11 protein-coding genes are annotated in these 14,455 nt (G+C 69.2%); 9 read left to right on the forward strand and 2 right to left on the reverse strand.

What is annotated here, in order from left to right:
* Positions 1–229: 229 nt before the first annotated feature.
* The gene (locus AC1PPK_RS08465; protein WP_481117398.1) at positions 230–1,864 is read left to right on the forward strand and encodes a methyl-accepting chemotaxis protein; all 1,635 of its coding nucleotides are present in this window, start codon (positions 230–232) and stop codon (positions 1,862–1,864) included.
* Positions 1,865–1,886: 22 nt separating this feature from the next.
* Here the strand turns inward: AC1PPK_RS08465 and apaG are convergent, their stop codons facing one another.
* Entirely contained in the window at positions 1,887–2,273 is a 387-nt protein-coding gene (gene apaG / locus AC1PPK_RS08470; protein ID WP_481117399.1) for a Co2+/Mg2+ efflux protein ApaG, read from the reverse strand.
* A gap of 161 nt (positions 2,274–2,434) precedes the next feature.
* Here apaG and rpe point away from each other — a divergent pair, with 161 nt between their 5' ends.
* Positions 2,435–3,127 (forward strand): ribulose-phosphate 3-epimerase, encoded by a 693-nt coding sequence (gene rpe, locus AC1PPK_RS08475; RefSeq protein ID WP_481117400.1) that lies wholly within the window; start codon positions 2,435–2,437, stop codon positions 3,125–3,127.
* On the opposite strand, the gene AC1PPK_RS08480 is transcribed toward rpe, so the two are convergent.
* On the reverse strand, positions 3,079–4,074 hold the full coding sequence (locus tag AC1PPK_RS08480) for a GlxA family transcriptional regulator (RefSeq protein WP_481117401.1): 996 nt from the start codon (positions 4,072–4,074) through the stop codon (positions 3,079–3,081). The genes rpe and AC1PPK_RS08480 overlap by 49 nt on opposite strands.
* Positions 4,075–4,159: 85 nt before the next feature.
* Between AC1PPK_RS08480 and AC1PPK_RS08485 the strand changes: the two genes are divergently transcribed.
* The 7 genes from AC1PPK_RS08485 to AC1PPK_RS08515 all read left to right on the forward strand — a co-directional run bounded on the left by AC1PPK_RS08485 (position 4,160) and on the right by AC1PPK_RS08515 (position 14,378).
* Positions 4,160–5,326 carry an MFS transporter gene (locus tag AC1PPK_RS08485; RefSeq protein ID WP_481117402.1) on the forward strand — a complete coding sequence of 389 codons (1,167 nt, stop codon included), beginning with the start codon at positions 4,160–4,162 and terminating at the stop codon, positions 5,324–5,326.
* Between the two features lie 71 nt (positions 5,327–5,397).
* A complete protein-coding gene (locus AC1PPK_RS08490) occupies positions 5,398–6,084 on the forward strand; it encodes a phosphoglycolate phosphatase (protein ID WP_481117403.1) in 687 nt (228 codons plus the stop codon).
* A gap of 193 nt (positions 6,085–6,277) precedes the next feature.
* Positions 6,278–7,750 carry an anthranilate synthase component I gene (trpE, locus tag AC1PPK_RS08495; RefSeq protein ID WP_481117404.1) on the forward strand — a complete coding sequence of 491 codons (1,473 nt, stop codon included), beginning with the start codon at positions 6,278–6,280 and terminating at the stop codon, positions 7,748–7,750.
* A gap of 126 nt (positions 7,751–7,876) precedes the next feature.
* Positions 7,877–8,449: an aminodeoxychorismate/anthranilate synthase component II gene (locus AC1PPK_RS08500; RefSeq protein ID WP_481117405.1), complete on the forward strand. Its 573-nt coding sequence runs from the start codon at positions 7,877–7,879 to the stop codon at positions 8,447–8,449.
* A gap of 12 nt (positions 8,450–8,461) precedes the next feature.
* Positions 8,462–9,490, forward strand: a complete 1,029-nt coding sequence (gene trpD, locus AC1PPK_RS08505) for an anthranilate phosphoribosyltransferase (protein ID WP_481117406.1) — start codon at positions 8,462–8,464, stop codon at positions 9,488–9,490.
* Between the two features lie 16 nt (positions 9,491–9,506).
* Entirely contained in the window at positions 9,507–10,295 is a 789-nt protein-coding gene (trpC, locus tag AC1PPK_RS08510) for an indole-3-glycerol phosphate synthase TrpC (protein ID WP_481117407.1), read from the forward strand.
* A gap of 3 nt (positions 10,296–10,298) precedes the next feature.
* Positions 10,299–14,378 carry a translocation/assembly module TamB domain-containing protein gene (locus tag AC1PPK_RS08515; protein WP_481117408.1) on the forward strand — a complete coding sequence of 1,360 codons (4,080 nt, stop codon included), beginning with the start codon at positions 10,299–10,301 and terminating at the stop codon, positions 14,376–14,378.
* Positions 14,379–14,455 lie beyond the last annotated feature (77 nt).

The following is a 14,455-nucleotide window of genomic DNA, read 5'->3' on the forward strand; positions in this document are numbered from 1 at the left end:
TTGACGGTGAGTTTGTTCATATGCCCATGCAAAACCGGGGATGCCGCGGACAGGCTTGACGGGGCTTGTTCTGCGTATTCCGGGCGCGCCTGCATGGTATCGGCCGCTTGCTCCAGCGGATGCTTGGCACAGGAACTGCATTTGGTCTCCCAGGACCAGTTCCCGTGCTGTTTCTTCCGCGCCAGATATGGTGCAGGCCGGGCAAACCCACGAAATACGGTGATCCAAAATGCGCACGAACCTTCCCGTCACGAACGTTGAAACACTGCTTCCCGAGGGCGAGTTCATCTATTCCCGTACCGACCTTCATGGCAGCCTCGTCGAGGCCAACGAGGCCTTCGCCAACATCAGTGGTTACCGCCGCGAGGCCATGCTCGGCCAGCCCCACAACATGGTGCGCCACCCGGACATGCCGAAGGAGGCCTTCGCCGACATGTGGCGCGACCTCAAGGCCGGCCTGCCGTGGCGCGGGCTGGTGAAGAACCGGCGCAGTGACGGTGGCTATTACTGGGTGGTGGCGAATGCCTCGCCGGTGCGAGAGAACGGCCGGGTGGTCGGTTTCCAGTCTGTGCGCTCGCGCCCATCCCGCGAGGACGTGCGGGCTGCGGAAGACGCCTACCGGCGCGTCCGCGAGGGTGATCGTTCTATCCGCATCGAGCATGGCCGGGTGGTGCCGGCGCACCGCTCACCGTGGGCGGCGTTCGCCTCGGCGCCGGTCCAACTGGTGGGGGCGGGCAGCCTGCTGTTGGTGCTGGCGGCCGGCGCGGTGGCGCAGAGCTTTGTCAGCCTGCCGTTCATGCGTGAGTTCATGCTCGGTGCGGGTGGCCTGGGCCTGCTGTGGGGGCTGTGCTTCCTGCTCGGCTTCGTGCCTGGCCTGGCTCGGGATGCGGAGGCGCTGCACGCCTACCTGGGCCGCCTGCTGAGCACCGGCGACCTGCGTCAGCGCTTCGAGCTGTCCCGCTGCGATGTGCTCGGCGAGATTGCCCGCGATGCGGACCGCTTCGTGTCGTCGGTGCAGGCCACCGTGCAGGGCATGGGCGACACGGCCCGGCAGGTGGCGGTGGTGTCGGGTGAGGTGGCGTCCGGCGTCAGCAATGTGAACGAGGCGGCACGGGTGCAGAGCGATGCGACCTCATCGGCGGCGGCCGGCATCCAGCAGATCACCGTGGCGATCGGCGAGGTGGCCGAGCACGCGGGCGCTACCCGCGGCGCGGCGCAGACCGCCAGCGAGGTGTCGGAGCGCGGCGGCCAGGTGTCGGCCAAGGCCTGCGACATGATCATGATCCTTGCCGATACGGTGCGCGATGCCGCCGGGCAGGTGGAGCTGCTTGGCCAGCAGTCGGTGGAGATCTCACGCATCACCGGTGTGATCCGCGAGATCGCCGAGCAGACCAACCTGCTGGCCCTAAACGCCGCCATTGAGGCAGCGCGTGCCGGCGAGCAGGGCCGAGGCTTCGCGGTGGTGGCCGACGAGGTGCGCAAGCTGGCCGAGCGCACCGGCAAGGCGACCCAGGAGATCAGCACGATGGTGGCCGGCATCCAGAGCGAGACCCAGAAGGCGGTGGACGGTATGCGGGATGGCGCCGGCCAGGTGCGCGACGGGGTGCTGCTGGTGCAGGGGGCGCAGAGCGCACTGCAGGAGATCAACACCCAGATGGAGCGCACCCTCGGCATGGTGAACGACATCACCCATTCGTCGGCCGAGCAGCGCAGCGCGATGACGCTGATGGCCCAGAGCATCGAGCGGGTGGCGTCGATGACCGACCAGAACGTGGAGGTGGTGAGCCAGACCCAGAGCGCCGTGGCGAGCCTGGATCAGTCGGTGGACCGCATGAGCAAGGCGATCGGCCAGTTCGTCGTGTGAGTGCCGGCCGGCCGCGTGGCCCTCAGTGCAGGGTGCGCGGCATGGCCAGCGTGAATTCGGGGATGTCTGCGTCGAAGGGCGTACCGTCTTCGGCGACCATCTGGTAGCTGCCCTTCATCGTGCCTACCGGCGTGGCGATGGTGCAGCCGCTGGTGTATTCGAAGGACTGGCCGGGCTGCAGCACCGGCTGCTGGCCGATCACGCCAGCGCCCTGGACTTCCTGCACCGTGCCTTCGGCGTCGGCGATGATCCAGTGGCGGCTGACCAGTTGGGCGGTGATGCGGCCGACGTTGCGGATGGTAATGTGGTAAGCGAACACGTAGCGGTTCGCTTCCAGGTCTGACTGCTCCTCGATGAAGCGGGATACGGCAGTGACCTCGATGGTTTCCTGGTCGATGGCGCTTGTCATTTTTGTGGACGCTCGGGTTGGGGAGTCCTTATTGAAACTGAATTGCCCCTCAGCTGCAACCGCAGCGCTCGGGCGCTGGCCTTCCTCCGGCCCGCGTTGGCGGACCTGAGCGGGGCGGGTAAACTGGCGCCCCTCCGCGTCTCCCCTGCCAGGATCTACCCATGACCTACCGCATCGCTCCCAGCATCCTGTCCGCCGATTTCGCCAAGCTCGGCGAAGAGGTGAGCAACGTGATCGCCTCCGGCGCCGACTGGATCCACTTCGACGTGATGGACAACCATTACGTGCCCAACCTGACCATCGGCCCCCTGGTCTGCGAGGCGATCCGCCCCTACACCACGGCGCCGATCGATGTGCACTTGATGGTCAAGCCGGTGGACCGCATCGTGCCGGACTTCGCCAAGGCTGGCGCCAACGTGATCACCTTTCACCCGGACGCCTCCGACCACGTCGATCGTACCCTCGGCCTGATCCGCGACAGCGGCTGCCAGGCCGGCCTGGTGTTCAACCCGGCGACGCCCCTCAACTGGATGGACTACGTGATGGACAAGCTCGACGTGGTGCTGCTGATGAGCGTGAACCCGGGCTTCGGCGGCCAGTCCTTCATTCCCGGCACCCTCGACAAGCTGCGTGAGGCTCGCGCCAAGATCGACGCCTATGCCGAGCGTAGCGGCCGCAAGATCCTGCTGGAGATCGACGGTGGGGTGAAGGTCGGCAACATCGCCGAGATCGCCCGCGCCGGCGCCGACACCTTCGTGGCCGGCTCGGCCGTCTTCGGGGCCAGCAAGGACAGCGACCCGCAGCGCTACAACTCGGTGATCGGCGAACTGCGCGGCGCGCTGGCCGGCGTCTGATCTTTTTCTACACGGCCGCGCCGCCGGGACGACGGCGGCACGCCGTGAATCCGCAGGAAAGCGCGGCGCAGGCGCTCCGCGTCCCCGAAGCCGCAACTGCGCGCCACCGCCTGCACCGATGCGCTGGCGCTCTCCAGCGCCGCAGCGGCGGCTTCCACCCTTAGCCGCTCGACCGCCCGGGCCGGCGTCACCCCCATCTCCGCCTTGAAGCGCCGCGCGAAGTGGCGCGGGCTCATGCACGCCCGTGCGGCGAGTTCGTCCACGTCCAGGCGCGCCTGCAGGTTGTGCCGGACATAGTCCAGCAAGTCCGTGAAGGTGCCGCCGGCCACCTGCATGCCGGCGATCTCCGAGAACTGGGATTGCCCGCCGGGGCGCCGGTAATACACCACCAGTTGCCGCGCCACCTGGCGGGCGACGCTGTCGCCCAGGTCGTCGGCGATCAGCGCGAGGCTCAGGTCAATGCCGGCGGTGATGCCCGCCGAGGTCCAGAACTTGCCGTCGCGGATGTAGATCCGGTCCGCGTCCAGCTGAACCTGGGGAAAGCGCTTGGCGAAAGCCGGCGAGCGCCGCCAATGGGTGGTGGCGCGGCGGCCGTCCAGCAGGCCGGCGGAAGCCAGCAGCCAGGCCCCCGAGCACACGCTGGCGGCCCGCCGGGCGGCCGTGCAGGCGGCGCTAACGAAGGCGAGGGTGTCGGTGTCGGCCGAGGCCGCATCCACGCCGTCGCCTCCGGCCACCAGCAGGGTATCGATGACGTCCAAGGTTTCCGCCGCACGGGTCAGGATCTGGATGCCGCCGGAGCTCGCCACCGGGCCGCCCGTGAGGGACAGCGCTTCCAGCCGGTAGCTGCCCGGCACTACGCCGTTGGCGGCTTCGAAGGCGCTCAGCGGGCCGGCGGCGTCGAGCAGCTGGAAGCCGGGATAGACGAGGAGGGCGATGCTGCGTGTCATGGCAGAAAAGGTGGCTTATTGGTCATTTCTGCCATTACTCTAGCCTGCGAGGATGGGGCTGTCCAAATTTCCGGAGTCCCGCCCCATGAACCGCAATGTCCTCCTGCTGGCCTTGTGCCAGGCCCTGACGATGACCGTCATTGGCTTCGCGCTGGCCGCCTCGGTGTCGATCAGTCACAACCTGTCGGTGGCGGCCGGCCTGGCGACCGTGCCGCTGGCTGCTCAATACGTGGCGACACTGCTCGCCCTGCAGGTCGCTGCCCGCCTGCTGGCGCGCTTCGGCCGGCAGCGCATCTTCGTAGCCGGCGCCCTGTGCGGTGCGGCCGGCCTGGGCCTGGCCGCGCTGGCCTTGGTGCTGAATCACTTCCCGCTGTTCGTGCTGGCCGGCATCGGCATCGGCGTGCAGGGGGCGACCGGCCAGTACTACCGTTTCGCTGCGCTGGAGGCGGTGCCCGCCGCGGAGCGCGGACTGGCGGTATCGCTGACCCTCAGCGGCGGCGTGCTGGCGGCCTTCCTCGGCCCCTTCCTGGCCCGCGGGACGCGCCATCTGCTCGACACGCCCTTCCTGGCCAGCTTCCTGATCCTCGCCGGGCTGTCGTTGGTGGCGGCGGTGCTGGCTGGTCAGCTGCGCCTGCCGGCACCGGCGGCGCGTGTTGCCGCCCCGTCCCGCCCCATCGCGGCGATCCTGCGCGACGGGCGGGTGCGTCTGGCGCTGGCGGCGGGGGCCGTGGGCTATGGCGTGATGAACCTGCTGATGACCGCCACGCCGCTGGCCATGCTGTGCGCCCGGCTGGATTTCGACGCCACGGCGGAGGTGATCCAGTGGCACCTGCTGGCGATGTTCGCGCCGTCCTTCGTCACCGGTCACCTTATCCACCGCTGGGGCAGCCTGCCGGTGATGCTGGCCGGCTGCGTCGCGCTGCTGCTGGCGGTCGGGGTTGCGCTGGGCGGCGATGCGCTGGTCCATTTCCAGCTGGCCCTGGTCGGTGTCGGGCTGGGCTGGAACTTCCTCTACGTGGGCGCCACGACGCGGCTCGCCGAGTGCTGGCACGAAGCCGACCGGGCGCGCCTGCAGGCCCTCAACGACAGCCTGGTATTCCTCGCCGTGTGCCTGGCCACCTTTGCCGCCGGTCCGCTGGTGGATGGGCTCGGATGGGAGCGGGTCAATATCCTGGCGGCGCTGCCCGTGCTGATGGTCGCGGTGGCCGTGCTGCGTGCCTGGCGCCGCCCGGTGCTGGCGCCGTTGGCCTGATCTCCCGTATCCTGCGCGTCCGAAGGCGGCAGGCGCCGCCTCCGTCCCCGTACCGCTTCACGAGTTCCGCCATGTCCGCTGCCCTTGCCTCCGCTTCCCGCGCCGTCCGTGCCGTGCTGTTCGACCTGGACGGTACCCTGCTCGATTCCATCCCCGACCTGTCGGAAGCCTGTCGGCGCATGATGCTGGAGCTCGGCCGTCCGCCCCACGACATCGAGGTGATCCGCACTTTCGTCGGCAAGGGCATGCTCAACCTGGTGCGGCGCTGCCTGGAGGAGAGCGGTTCGGCGGCGGATGCCGAGATCGACGCGGCGGTGGCGTCCTTCCGCCGCCACTACGCCGACGTGAACGGCGAATGCACGCTGATCTACGACGGCGTCGTGCCGGCGCTGGAAGCCCTGCGCGAGCGTGGCGTGGCGATGGCCTGCGTGACCAACAAGCCGGCCGCCTTCACCGGGCCGCTGCTCGAACGGATGGGCATCGCCGGTTTCTTCGGCGCCACCGTCAGCGGCGACACGCTGGCCGAGAAGAAGCCCCATCCGGCCCCGCTGCTGCATGCCTGCCAGCTGCTCGGCGCGGCGACGGACGAAGCGCTGATGATCGGCGACTCGGCCAACGACGCCGAAGCTGCCCGCGCCGCCGGCATGCCGGTACTGCTCGTCACCTATGGCTATAGCGAAGGCGTGGCGGTGGACAGCATCGAATGCGACGGGCTACTATCGAGCCTCACCGATGCGCTGCCGCGCATCCTGGGCTGACATCAACGGATCCCATCCATCATCGTGACCCGCAAGCGCGTGTTCTTCGTAGAGGAGTTCCCTGCCGTTCGTATCCCCCGCTCTGGCGGATGCGGCGGCCGGTCATGGCTGCTCGCCTGAGCTGCCCAGAACTGTCGCGGGCCTGCCCCGTGATACCCTCGCGAAAAAAGCACCACGCCCTTCCGGAGTCTCCATGACCGAAGCCGAATTCCACGCCCTGGCCGCCCAGGGTTTCAACCGCATCCCGGTTACCGTCGAAACCTTCGCGGATCTCGACACCCCCCTTTCCGTCTATCTCAAGCTGGCCAACGCGCCCAATACCTACCTGCTCGAATCGGTGCAGGGCGGCGAGCGTTTCGGCCGCTATTCCATCATCGGCCTGTCCGCCCCGACGCGCATCGAGGTGCATGGCCGCTCGGTGCTGCTGCTGACCAACGACCGAGTCGTCGAACGCCGCGACGGCGGCGACCCGCTCGAATACATCGCTGAGTTCATGGAGCGCATCAAGGTGCCGCCGCGCGCACGCCTGCCGCGCTTCGCCGGCGGCCTGGTGGGCTGCTTCGGCTACGACACGGTGCGCTACATCGAGCCGCGCCTGGCCAAGACCGAAAAGAAGGACGTGCTCGGTACGCCGGACATCCTGCTGTTGCTGTCCGAGGAAATCGCCATCGTCGACAACCTGTCCGGCAAGCTGACCCTGGTGGTGTATGCCGAGCCGGGCGTGCCGAACGCCTACGGCCGCGCGCAGAAGCGCCTGAAGGAGCTGATCGGCAAGCTGCGCGAGCCGGTGTCGGTGCCGACTGAGGTTCGCGCCGAGCCCTCCGAGCCGGTGTCGAGCTTCGGCGAGGAGGCCTTTAAGGCCGCCGTGCAGAAGGGCAAGGACTACATCGTCGAGGGCGACATCATGCAGGTGGTGCTCAGCCAGCGCATGAGCAAGCCCTTCGGCGCCAGCCCGCTGGCCCTGTACCGGGCGATCCGCAGTCTCAACCCGTCGCCCTACATGTTCTATTTCAACTTCGAGGACTTCCAGGTGGTCGGCGCGTCGCCGGAGATCCTGGTGCGCCTCGAGGACAAGGACGTCACCGTCCGTCCCATCGCCGGCACACGCAAGCGCGGCGCGACCCACGACGAGGACCAGGCGCTGGAGAAGGAATTGCTGGGCGACGAGAAGGAGCGCGCCGAGCACCTGCAGCTCCTCGACCTCGGCCGCAACGACTGCGGCCGCGTTGCAAAGACCGGCTCGGTGCGCGTCACCGAGCAGTTCACGGTGGAGCGCTACTCCCACGTGATGCACATCGTCTCCAATGTGGAAGGCAAGCTGAAGGACGGCCTCGATCCGCTGGCCGTGCTGCGCGCCACCTTCCCGGCCGGCACCGTGTCCGGCGCGCCCAAGCTGCGCGCGATGGAGATCATCGACGAGCTGGAACCCACCAAGCGCGGCATCTATGCCGGCTCGGTCGGTTACATCGGCTTCCACGGCGACATGGACCTGGCCATCGCGATCCGCACCGCGGTGCTGAAGGACGGACAGATCCACGTGCAGGCGGGTGCCGGCATCGTCGCCGACTCCGATCCCCAGTCCGAATGGATCGAGACCCAGACCAAGGCGCGCGCCATGCTGCGCGCCGCCGAGATCGCCGAAGCCGGACTCGATACGGCCCTGTAAGCACAGAGAACGCCGTGGCCCGGCTGGCCCTGCGCGTCGCCCCGCGATGCCCGGCCGCCCGGCCCGACACCCATCAACGGCCCCCGCCCAGCCGGCGGGGCGCCGCTCCGGAAAGGATGCGCAGCCATGCTGCTGATGATCGACAACTACGACAGTTTCACCTACAACCTCGTGCAGTACTTTGGCGAACTGGGCGCCGACGTGCAGGTGTATCGCAATGACGAGATCACCCTTGAGCAGATCGCCGAGCTCAAGCCCGCCCAGCTCGTCGTCTCCCCGGGCCCGTGTTCGCCGGCGGAGGCGGGCATCTCGGTGGCGGCGATCAAGGAATTCGCCGGCAAGATCCCGCTGCTCGGCGTGTGCCTGGGCCACCAGAGCATCGGCGCAGCCTTCGGCGGCAAGATCATTCACGCCAAGAGGCTCATGCACGGCAAGGTCTCGCCGGTCCATCACCTGGACAAGGGCGTCTTCAAGGGCCTGCCCAATCCGCTGACCTGCACCCGCTACCACTCCCTGGCCATCGAGCGCGAAAGCCTGCCCGATTGCCTGGAGGTCACCGCGTGGACCGACGACGGCGAGATCATGGGCGTGCGCCACAAGACGCTGTTCGTCGAGGGTGTGCAGTTCCACCCGGAGTCCATCCTCACCGAGCGCGGCCACGACCTGCTGCGTAACTTCCTCGAACAATCCCAAGCCTGACCGGAGCTGGCCATGACGTTTTCCGCCCAGGAAGCCCTGCAACGCACCATCGACCATCGCGAGATCTTCTACGACGAGATGCTGTCGCTGATGCGCCAGATCATGGCCGGCGAGATCTCGCCGGTGATGACCGCCGCGATCCTCACCGGCCTGCGGGTCAAGAAAGAGACCATCGGCGAAATCTCCGCCGCGGCGACGGTGATGCGCGAGCTGGCGACCAAGGTCACGGTGTCCTACGACCGCCACTTCCTCGACGTGGTCGGCACCGGCGGCGACGGTTCCCACACCTTCAACATCTCCACCGCCACCATCTTCGTGGCAGCCGCCGGCGGCGCCAAGATCGCCAAGCACGGCGGGCGCAGCGTCTCCAGCAAGTCGGGCAGCGCCGACGTGCTGGAAGCCCTGGGCGTCAATCTCAACCTCAACGCCCAGCAGGTGGCGGAGTGCGTGCAGGAGACCGGCATCGGTTTCATGTTCGCCCCCAACCACCACAGCGCGATGAAGAACGTGGCGCCGGTGCGCCGCGAGATGGGCGTGCGCACCTTGTTCAACATCCTCGGCCCGTTGACCAACCCGGCCGGTGCGCCGAACACCCTGCTCGGCGTGTTCCACCCCGACCTGGTCGGCATCTGCGTGCGCGTGATGCAGCGCCTCGGCGCCGAGCACGTGCTGGTGGTGTATGGCCGCGACGGCATGGACGAGGTCTCCCTGGGCGCTGCGACGATGGTCGGCGAGCTGAAGAACGGAGAGATCCGCGAGTACGAGATCCACCCGGAAGACTACGGCCTGCTGATGAAGTCCAGCCGCAGCCTCAAGGTCAGCACCGCCGACGAATCGAAGGAGATGCTGCTCGGCGTGCTCGACAACCACTCCGGCCCGGCCCGCGAGATCGTCGTGCTGAATGCCGGCACCGCGCTGTACACGGCCAACGTCGTCGACTCCATCGGCGCGGGCATCGCCCGCGCCCGTGAGGTGCTGGTGTCCGGCGAGGCCCGCGCCAAGCTGGAAGCCTTCGTCGCCTGTACCCAGAAATTCGCCTGACCCTCAGGAAGCCAGAATGTCCGACATCCTCAACAAGATCCTCGCCGTCAAGCGCGAGGAAGTGGCCGCCGCCCGCGCCGCCGTCTCCGACGCCGCGGTGCGCGAACAGGCCGCCGCCCAGCCCGCCGCCCGCGACTTCGTCGGTGCGATCCGCGCCAAGATCGCCGCCGGCCGGGCCGCGGTGATTTCCGAGATCAAGAAGGCCAGCCCCTCCAAGGGCGTGATCCGCGCCGACTTCCGCCCGGCCGAGATCGCCGCCAGCTACGAGAAGGCCGGCGCCGCCTGCCTGTCGGTGCTGACCGACCGCCAGTTCTTCCAGGGCGCCCCCGAATACCTGCAGGCCGCCCGCGCCGCCTGCAGCCTGCCGGCCCTGCGCAAGGATTTCCTGGTCGATCCCTATCAAGTGTATGAAGCCCGCGCGATGGGCGCCGACGCGATCCTGCTGATCGCCTCCGCCCTCAGCCTGACCGAGATGCAGGAGATGGAAGCCATCGCCGAAAGCCTCGGCCTCGGCGTGCTGGTCGAGGTGCACAACGGTGCCGAGCTGGAGCTCGCGCTGCAGCTGCGCACGCCGCTGATGGGCATCAACAACCGCAACCTGCGCACCTTCGAGGTCAGCCTGCAGACCACCCTCGACCTGCTGCCGCGCATCCCGGCGGAGCGCATCGTCGTCACCGAGTCGGGCATTCTGCAGCCGGCCGACGTGGCGCTGATGCGTGCCAACAAGGTCAATGCCTTCCTGGTCGGCGAAGCCTTCATGCGTGTCGACGATCCGGGCGCCGGCCTGGCCAGCCTGTTCGGTTGATCCATGAGTGACGCGCCGGAGCAGCCCGCTGCCGATCCGGCGCCGTCTACCGCTCCGTCGTCCTCCCCGCGCCGGGAGGCCGTCTCCGCCCGCCTGCTGCGCGCGGCCCTGGCGGCGACGCTTGGCCTGCTCATTGTCGTCGTGCTGCTGTTCGGCTGGCTCGGTGCCACCGAGTCGGGCCTGCGGACGCTGGTCGGGCTGGCCGACAGTTTCGGCGGCGGCCAGCTGACCCTCGACAAGCCGCAGGGCTATCTGTTCGGCCAGTTCAAGCTCGCCAGCCTGCAACTGCGCACACCGACGCTGCAGCTGGAAATCCGCAACCTGGCGGTGGACTGGCGGCCCGGCGAGCTGAGCAACGGTCGTGTCGACGTGGCGTCCCTGGCCGCGTCCGAAGTGCGCGTGGCGAGTGCGCCCGACGATACGCCGCTGAGCCTGCCGGCCAGCCTCGAAATCCCCGTCGCCGTCCGCTTCGCGGCGGTCCGCGTTGATCGCCTGCTGAGCGGCAAGCTGATCGATGGCCAGGCCGCGCTGCCGGACCTGGAACTCACCGCACTCGATGGCAGCCTCGAATCGGATGGGCGCCATCACGATTTTTCCAACCTCAAGGCGGCCGCGCCTTTCGGCCAGCTGGCCGCCAGCGGCCGCCTCGACGGTCGGCGCCCTTTCGCCTTGCAGGCCAGGGCCCGGTTGACCACCCGCCAGGGCGGTGACGCCTACACGGTGGACGCCGAGGCGGATGGCACGCTGGAGAAGGAACTGGCCATTCTGGCCAAGGCCAGCGGGGCTGGCATGGAAGGCGAAGCCCGCGTGCAGGCCACGCCCTTCGCCGCGCTGCCGCTGCGCTCCGCCAAGCTTCGCGTGCACGGCGTGGACCCCAGCCATTTTCATGCCGCCGCGCCGACGGCCCAGCTCGACGTGGAGGCCGACCTCGAACCCACAGCGGCCAAGCCGGTCGACGGGCGGACGGTTGCGGTGGAGGACTGGGTGGTCAGCGGGCCGCTGACAGTCCGCAATCGCCAGCCGGGCCCTTACGACCAGGGCAAGCTGCCGCTGGAGTCCGTCAGCACGCGGCTGCGCTGGGCCGGTGGTGAGCTGGCGGCGTCGGAGCTGGCGCTGCTGCTGCCCGGCCAGGGGCGGATCAACGGCCGCGTGGTCTGGCGGGCGCCCGGGAAAGACAAGGAGAAGGCTCAGGCGCAGGGCATGGCCGAAGCCAGCTTCGGCCACCTGGATGCCGACCTGCAGGTGAGCGGCGTCGATGCCCGCCGCCTCGACCGGCGTGCGGTGGCGACCCGCATCGACGGTCATATCCGCGCCGATGCCGAGGCCGCCGGGCAGAACTTCAGCGCTGAGTTGCGCGACCCGCAGCTGGCGCTACGCCTCAAGGCCCGTCATGCGGCAGGGGCGTTCAGCGTCGAGGAGCTCGTCGCCACCGCGCGTCAGGCCCGGCTGGATGCGTCCGGCAAGCTGGCCTTGGTCGGCGACGGGCGCTTCGAGCTGCGCGGCCGCGTGAGCCACTTCGATCCCCACGCCTTCACGACCCGTGCGCCAGCCGCCGATCTGAACGCCCGCTTTGACGCCAGCGGCCGCCGTCTGCCGACGCTTGCCGGGAGGTTGGGCTTCGAGCTGCTGCCGAGCCGTCTCGAAGGCAAGCCGCTGCTCGGCAAGGGCGAGCTGGCCGTCGATGGCCAGCGCATCGCCAATGCGGATGTGAACCTCGATCTGGCCGGCAACCGTCTGTCGGCCCAGGGGCGCTACGGCAAGCCCGGCGACGCGCTGGCGCTGCATGTGGATGCGCCGGCGTTGGGCATCCTCGGCCATGGGGTGGCCGGGCGCCTGAAGGCGGACGGGGTGCTGCGCGGCACGCCGGCCCAGCCGGCCGGCGAGTTTGAACTGCTCGGCGAGAAGCTGGTGCTGGCCGGCATGCGCATCGAGCGGCTGGACGGCCGCGGCCGGCTGGCCGAGGGGCGCGACGGGGCCATCTCCGTTTCCGTCGGGCTGGCCGGCCTGCAGGGCGCGACCGCGACCGAGATGCTGGTCAGCCGCGGCAGTTTGACTTTCGAAGGCAGCCGCGCCGCCAACCGGGTGCGCGTGGACGCCAACGGGCCGAAAGGCCACGCAGTCAGCCTGGCCTTGTCCGGCGCCCTGTCCGACGGGCCGCGCTGGGAGGGCCGTCTGGAAAGCCTGGTGGCGCGCGGGGACTATCCGCTCAACCTGCAGGCCGCGGCGCCGCTCATGCTGTCGTCCGATCTGATCCGGCTGGGCCCGGCGGAGCTGCGCGGTGGGGCCGGCGGGCGCATCCGCCTCGACGAGACCCGCTGGCAGGCCCGCCGCCTGACTGCCCGCGGCAGCGTCAGCGGCGTGCAGGTCGGCTTCATGCTCGATCCGGCGACGCGGGCGGTCAAGTCCACCGGCGACTCCCTGCAGATCGGCGGCCAGTGGGATGTGGACATCGGCGAGCAGGTCAACGGCCTGGTGCGCTTCTACCGGGAGAAGGGCGATCTGGTGCTGCAGGGGGATTCGCCAGTCCGCCTCGGGCTGGATGAGTTGCAACTGTCCGTGTCGGCCGCCGCCAACCGCCTCGCCTTCGGTTTCAGCGCCCACGGCAGCCAGCTCGGCAGCGCCGCCGGAGCCGGTACTGCGCTGGCCGAGCGCACGCCGTCCGGCGAACTGCGTCTGGTGCCGGACGCGCCGCTGCTCGGCTCCGCCAAGATCGACATCCCGAACATCGCCTGGGCCGGCCCGCTGGCCGACCAGAACCTGAAGACCGAGGGCAGCCTGAAGGGCGAGTTCGTGCTGGCGGGTACGCCGGCACGGCCGGAGACCTCCGGGCGCATCCGCGGTGAGCGGCTCGGTTTCGTGATGGCGGACCAGGGGCTGCACCTGGCCGGTGGCACGTTGGCGGCGGATTTCGACAAGGATCGCTTGCGCCTGGAGGACTTCAGCTTTGTGTCGCCGAACCGCGTCCGGCCGCGGGAGAGCCGCATCAACGTGGCCCGCCTGACCCGCGAGCCGGGAACGCTGAATGCCCGTGGCGAGGTGCTGCTGGCTACCGGCGAAGGCCGCTTCAGTTACCGTGCCGAGCGCCTGCCGCTGCTGCAGCGGGTGGACCAGTGGCTGGTGCTAAGCGGCGAAGGCGAGGTGCTGACCGGCTGGAACTACGCCACCCTCAAGGGCCGCCTGGTTGCCGATGCGGGCTTCATCGAGCTGTCGCGCACGCCGGCGCCCAGCCTCGGCGATGACGTCGAGATCATCGACCCGCACCACAACGGCAAGTCGGCCAGCCCCTTCCACATGGGCAGCGACCTGGTCGTCAACCTCGGCAACGCCTTGTACGTGAAGGCCCTCGGTGTGGACACCCAACTGGCCGGTGAGCTGCGCCTGCAGGGCGGCGAGGGCAAGCCCCTCCACGCCAGCGGGGTGATCATGACCCAGGGCGGCGTCTTCGAAGGCTACGGGCAGAAGCTGTCCATCGAGCGGGGCATCGTCACCTTCGCGGGGCCGATCGCCAATCCCAGTCTCAACGTGGTGGCGCTGCGCAAGGGCCTGAGCGTCGAGGCCGGCGTCGGCATCGGCGGCACGGCGCGCCGGCCGGTGGTACGGCTGGTCTCCGAGCCGAACGTGCCAGACCCGGAGAAGCTCGGCTGGATCGTCCTCGGGCGTCCGCCCGATCAGGGTTCCGGCGGCGAAATGGCGCTGCTGCTGCCGGCCGCCCAGGCCCTGCTCGGCGGTACCGGCGGCGGCCTGCCGGCGACGCTGGCCCGCAACCTGGGCTTCGACGAGTTCTCCTTCGGCGCCAGCAACGACTCGCGCAGCCGCGTGCAGACCAGCAGCGTTGCCACCGGCAGCGTCACGGGCACAACCTCCAGCGCATCGGCCCAGGCGGCGGGGACGACGGTGCCCGGCCAGGTGATCTCCATCGGCAAGCGGCTGTCCACGCGGGCGTTGCTGTCCTTCGAGCAGGGCATCGCCGGCACCACCAGCATCGTCAAGCTGACCTACCAGCTGACCCGCGGCATCTCGGTGATCGGCCGGGCGGGCAGTGAGAACGCAGTGGACATGCAGTTTTCCGTGTCTTTCCGCTGAGGTCGCCGGCGGGCTTGATCCCGGTCATGGACGGCGATCGCCGGCTGCGGCGAGATGGGAACCCTGTCTATTGGAGT

This window comes from Zoogloea sp. JDB1 (assembly GCF_056724025.1).

Excerpts from the sequence above, each read along its gene's own strand:
- AC1PPK_RS08465 (WP_481117398.1), top strand. The coding sequence starts at position 230 with ATGCGCACGAACCTTCCCGTCACGAACGTTGAAACACTGCTTCCCGAG.
- apaG (WP_481117399.1), bottom strand. The coding sequence starts at position 2,273 with ATGACAAGCGCCATCGACCAGGAAACCATCGAGGTCACTGCCGTATCC.
- rpe (WP_481117400.1), top strand. The coding sequence starts at position 2,435 with ATGACCTACCGCATCGCTCCCAGCATCCTGTCCGCCGATTTCGCCAAG.
- AC1PPK_RS08480 (WP_481117401.1), bottom strand. The coding sequence starts at position 4,074 with ATGACACGCAGCATCGCCCTCCTCGTCTATCCCGGCTTCCAGCTGCTC.
- AC1PPK_RS08485 (WP_481117402.1), top strand. The coding sequence starts at position 4,160 with ATGAACCGCAATGTCCTCCTGCTGGCCTTGTGCCAGGCCCTGACGATG.
- AC1PPK_RS08490 (WP_481117403.1), top strand. The coding sequence starts at position 5,398 with ATGTCCGCTGCCCTTGCCTCCGCTTCCCGCGCCGTCCGTGCCGTGCTG.
- trpE (WP_481117404.1), top strand. The coding sequence starts at position 6,278 with ATGACCGAAGCCGAATTCCACGCCCTGGCCGCCCAGGGTTTCAACCGC.
- AC1PPK_RS08500 (WP_481117405.1), top strand. The coding sequence starts at position 7,877 with ATGCTGCTGATGATCGACAACTACGACAGTTTCACCTACAACCTCGTG.
- trpD (WP_481117406.1), top strand. The coding sequence starts at position 8,462 with ATGACGTTTTCCGCCCAGGAAGCCCTGCAACGCACCATCGACCATCGC.
- trpC (WP_481117407.1), top strand. The coding sequence starts at position 9,507 with ATGTCCGACATCCTCAACAAGATCCTCGCCGTCAAGCGCGAGGAAGTG.
- AC1PPK_RS08515 (WP_481117408.1), top strand. The coding sequence starts at position 10,299 with ATGAGTGACGCGCCGGAGCAGCCCGCTGCCGATCCGGCGCCGTCTACC.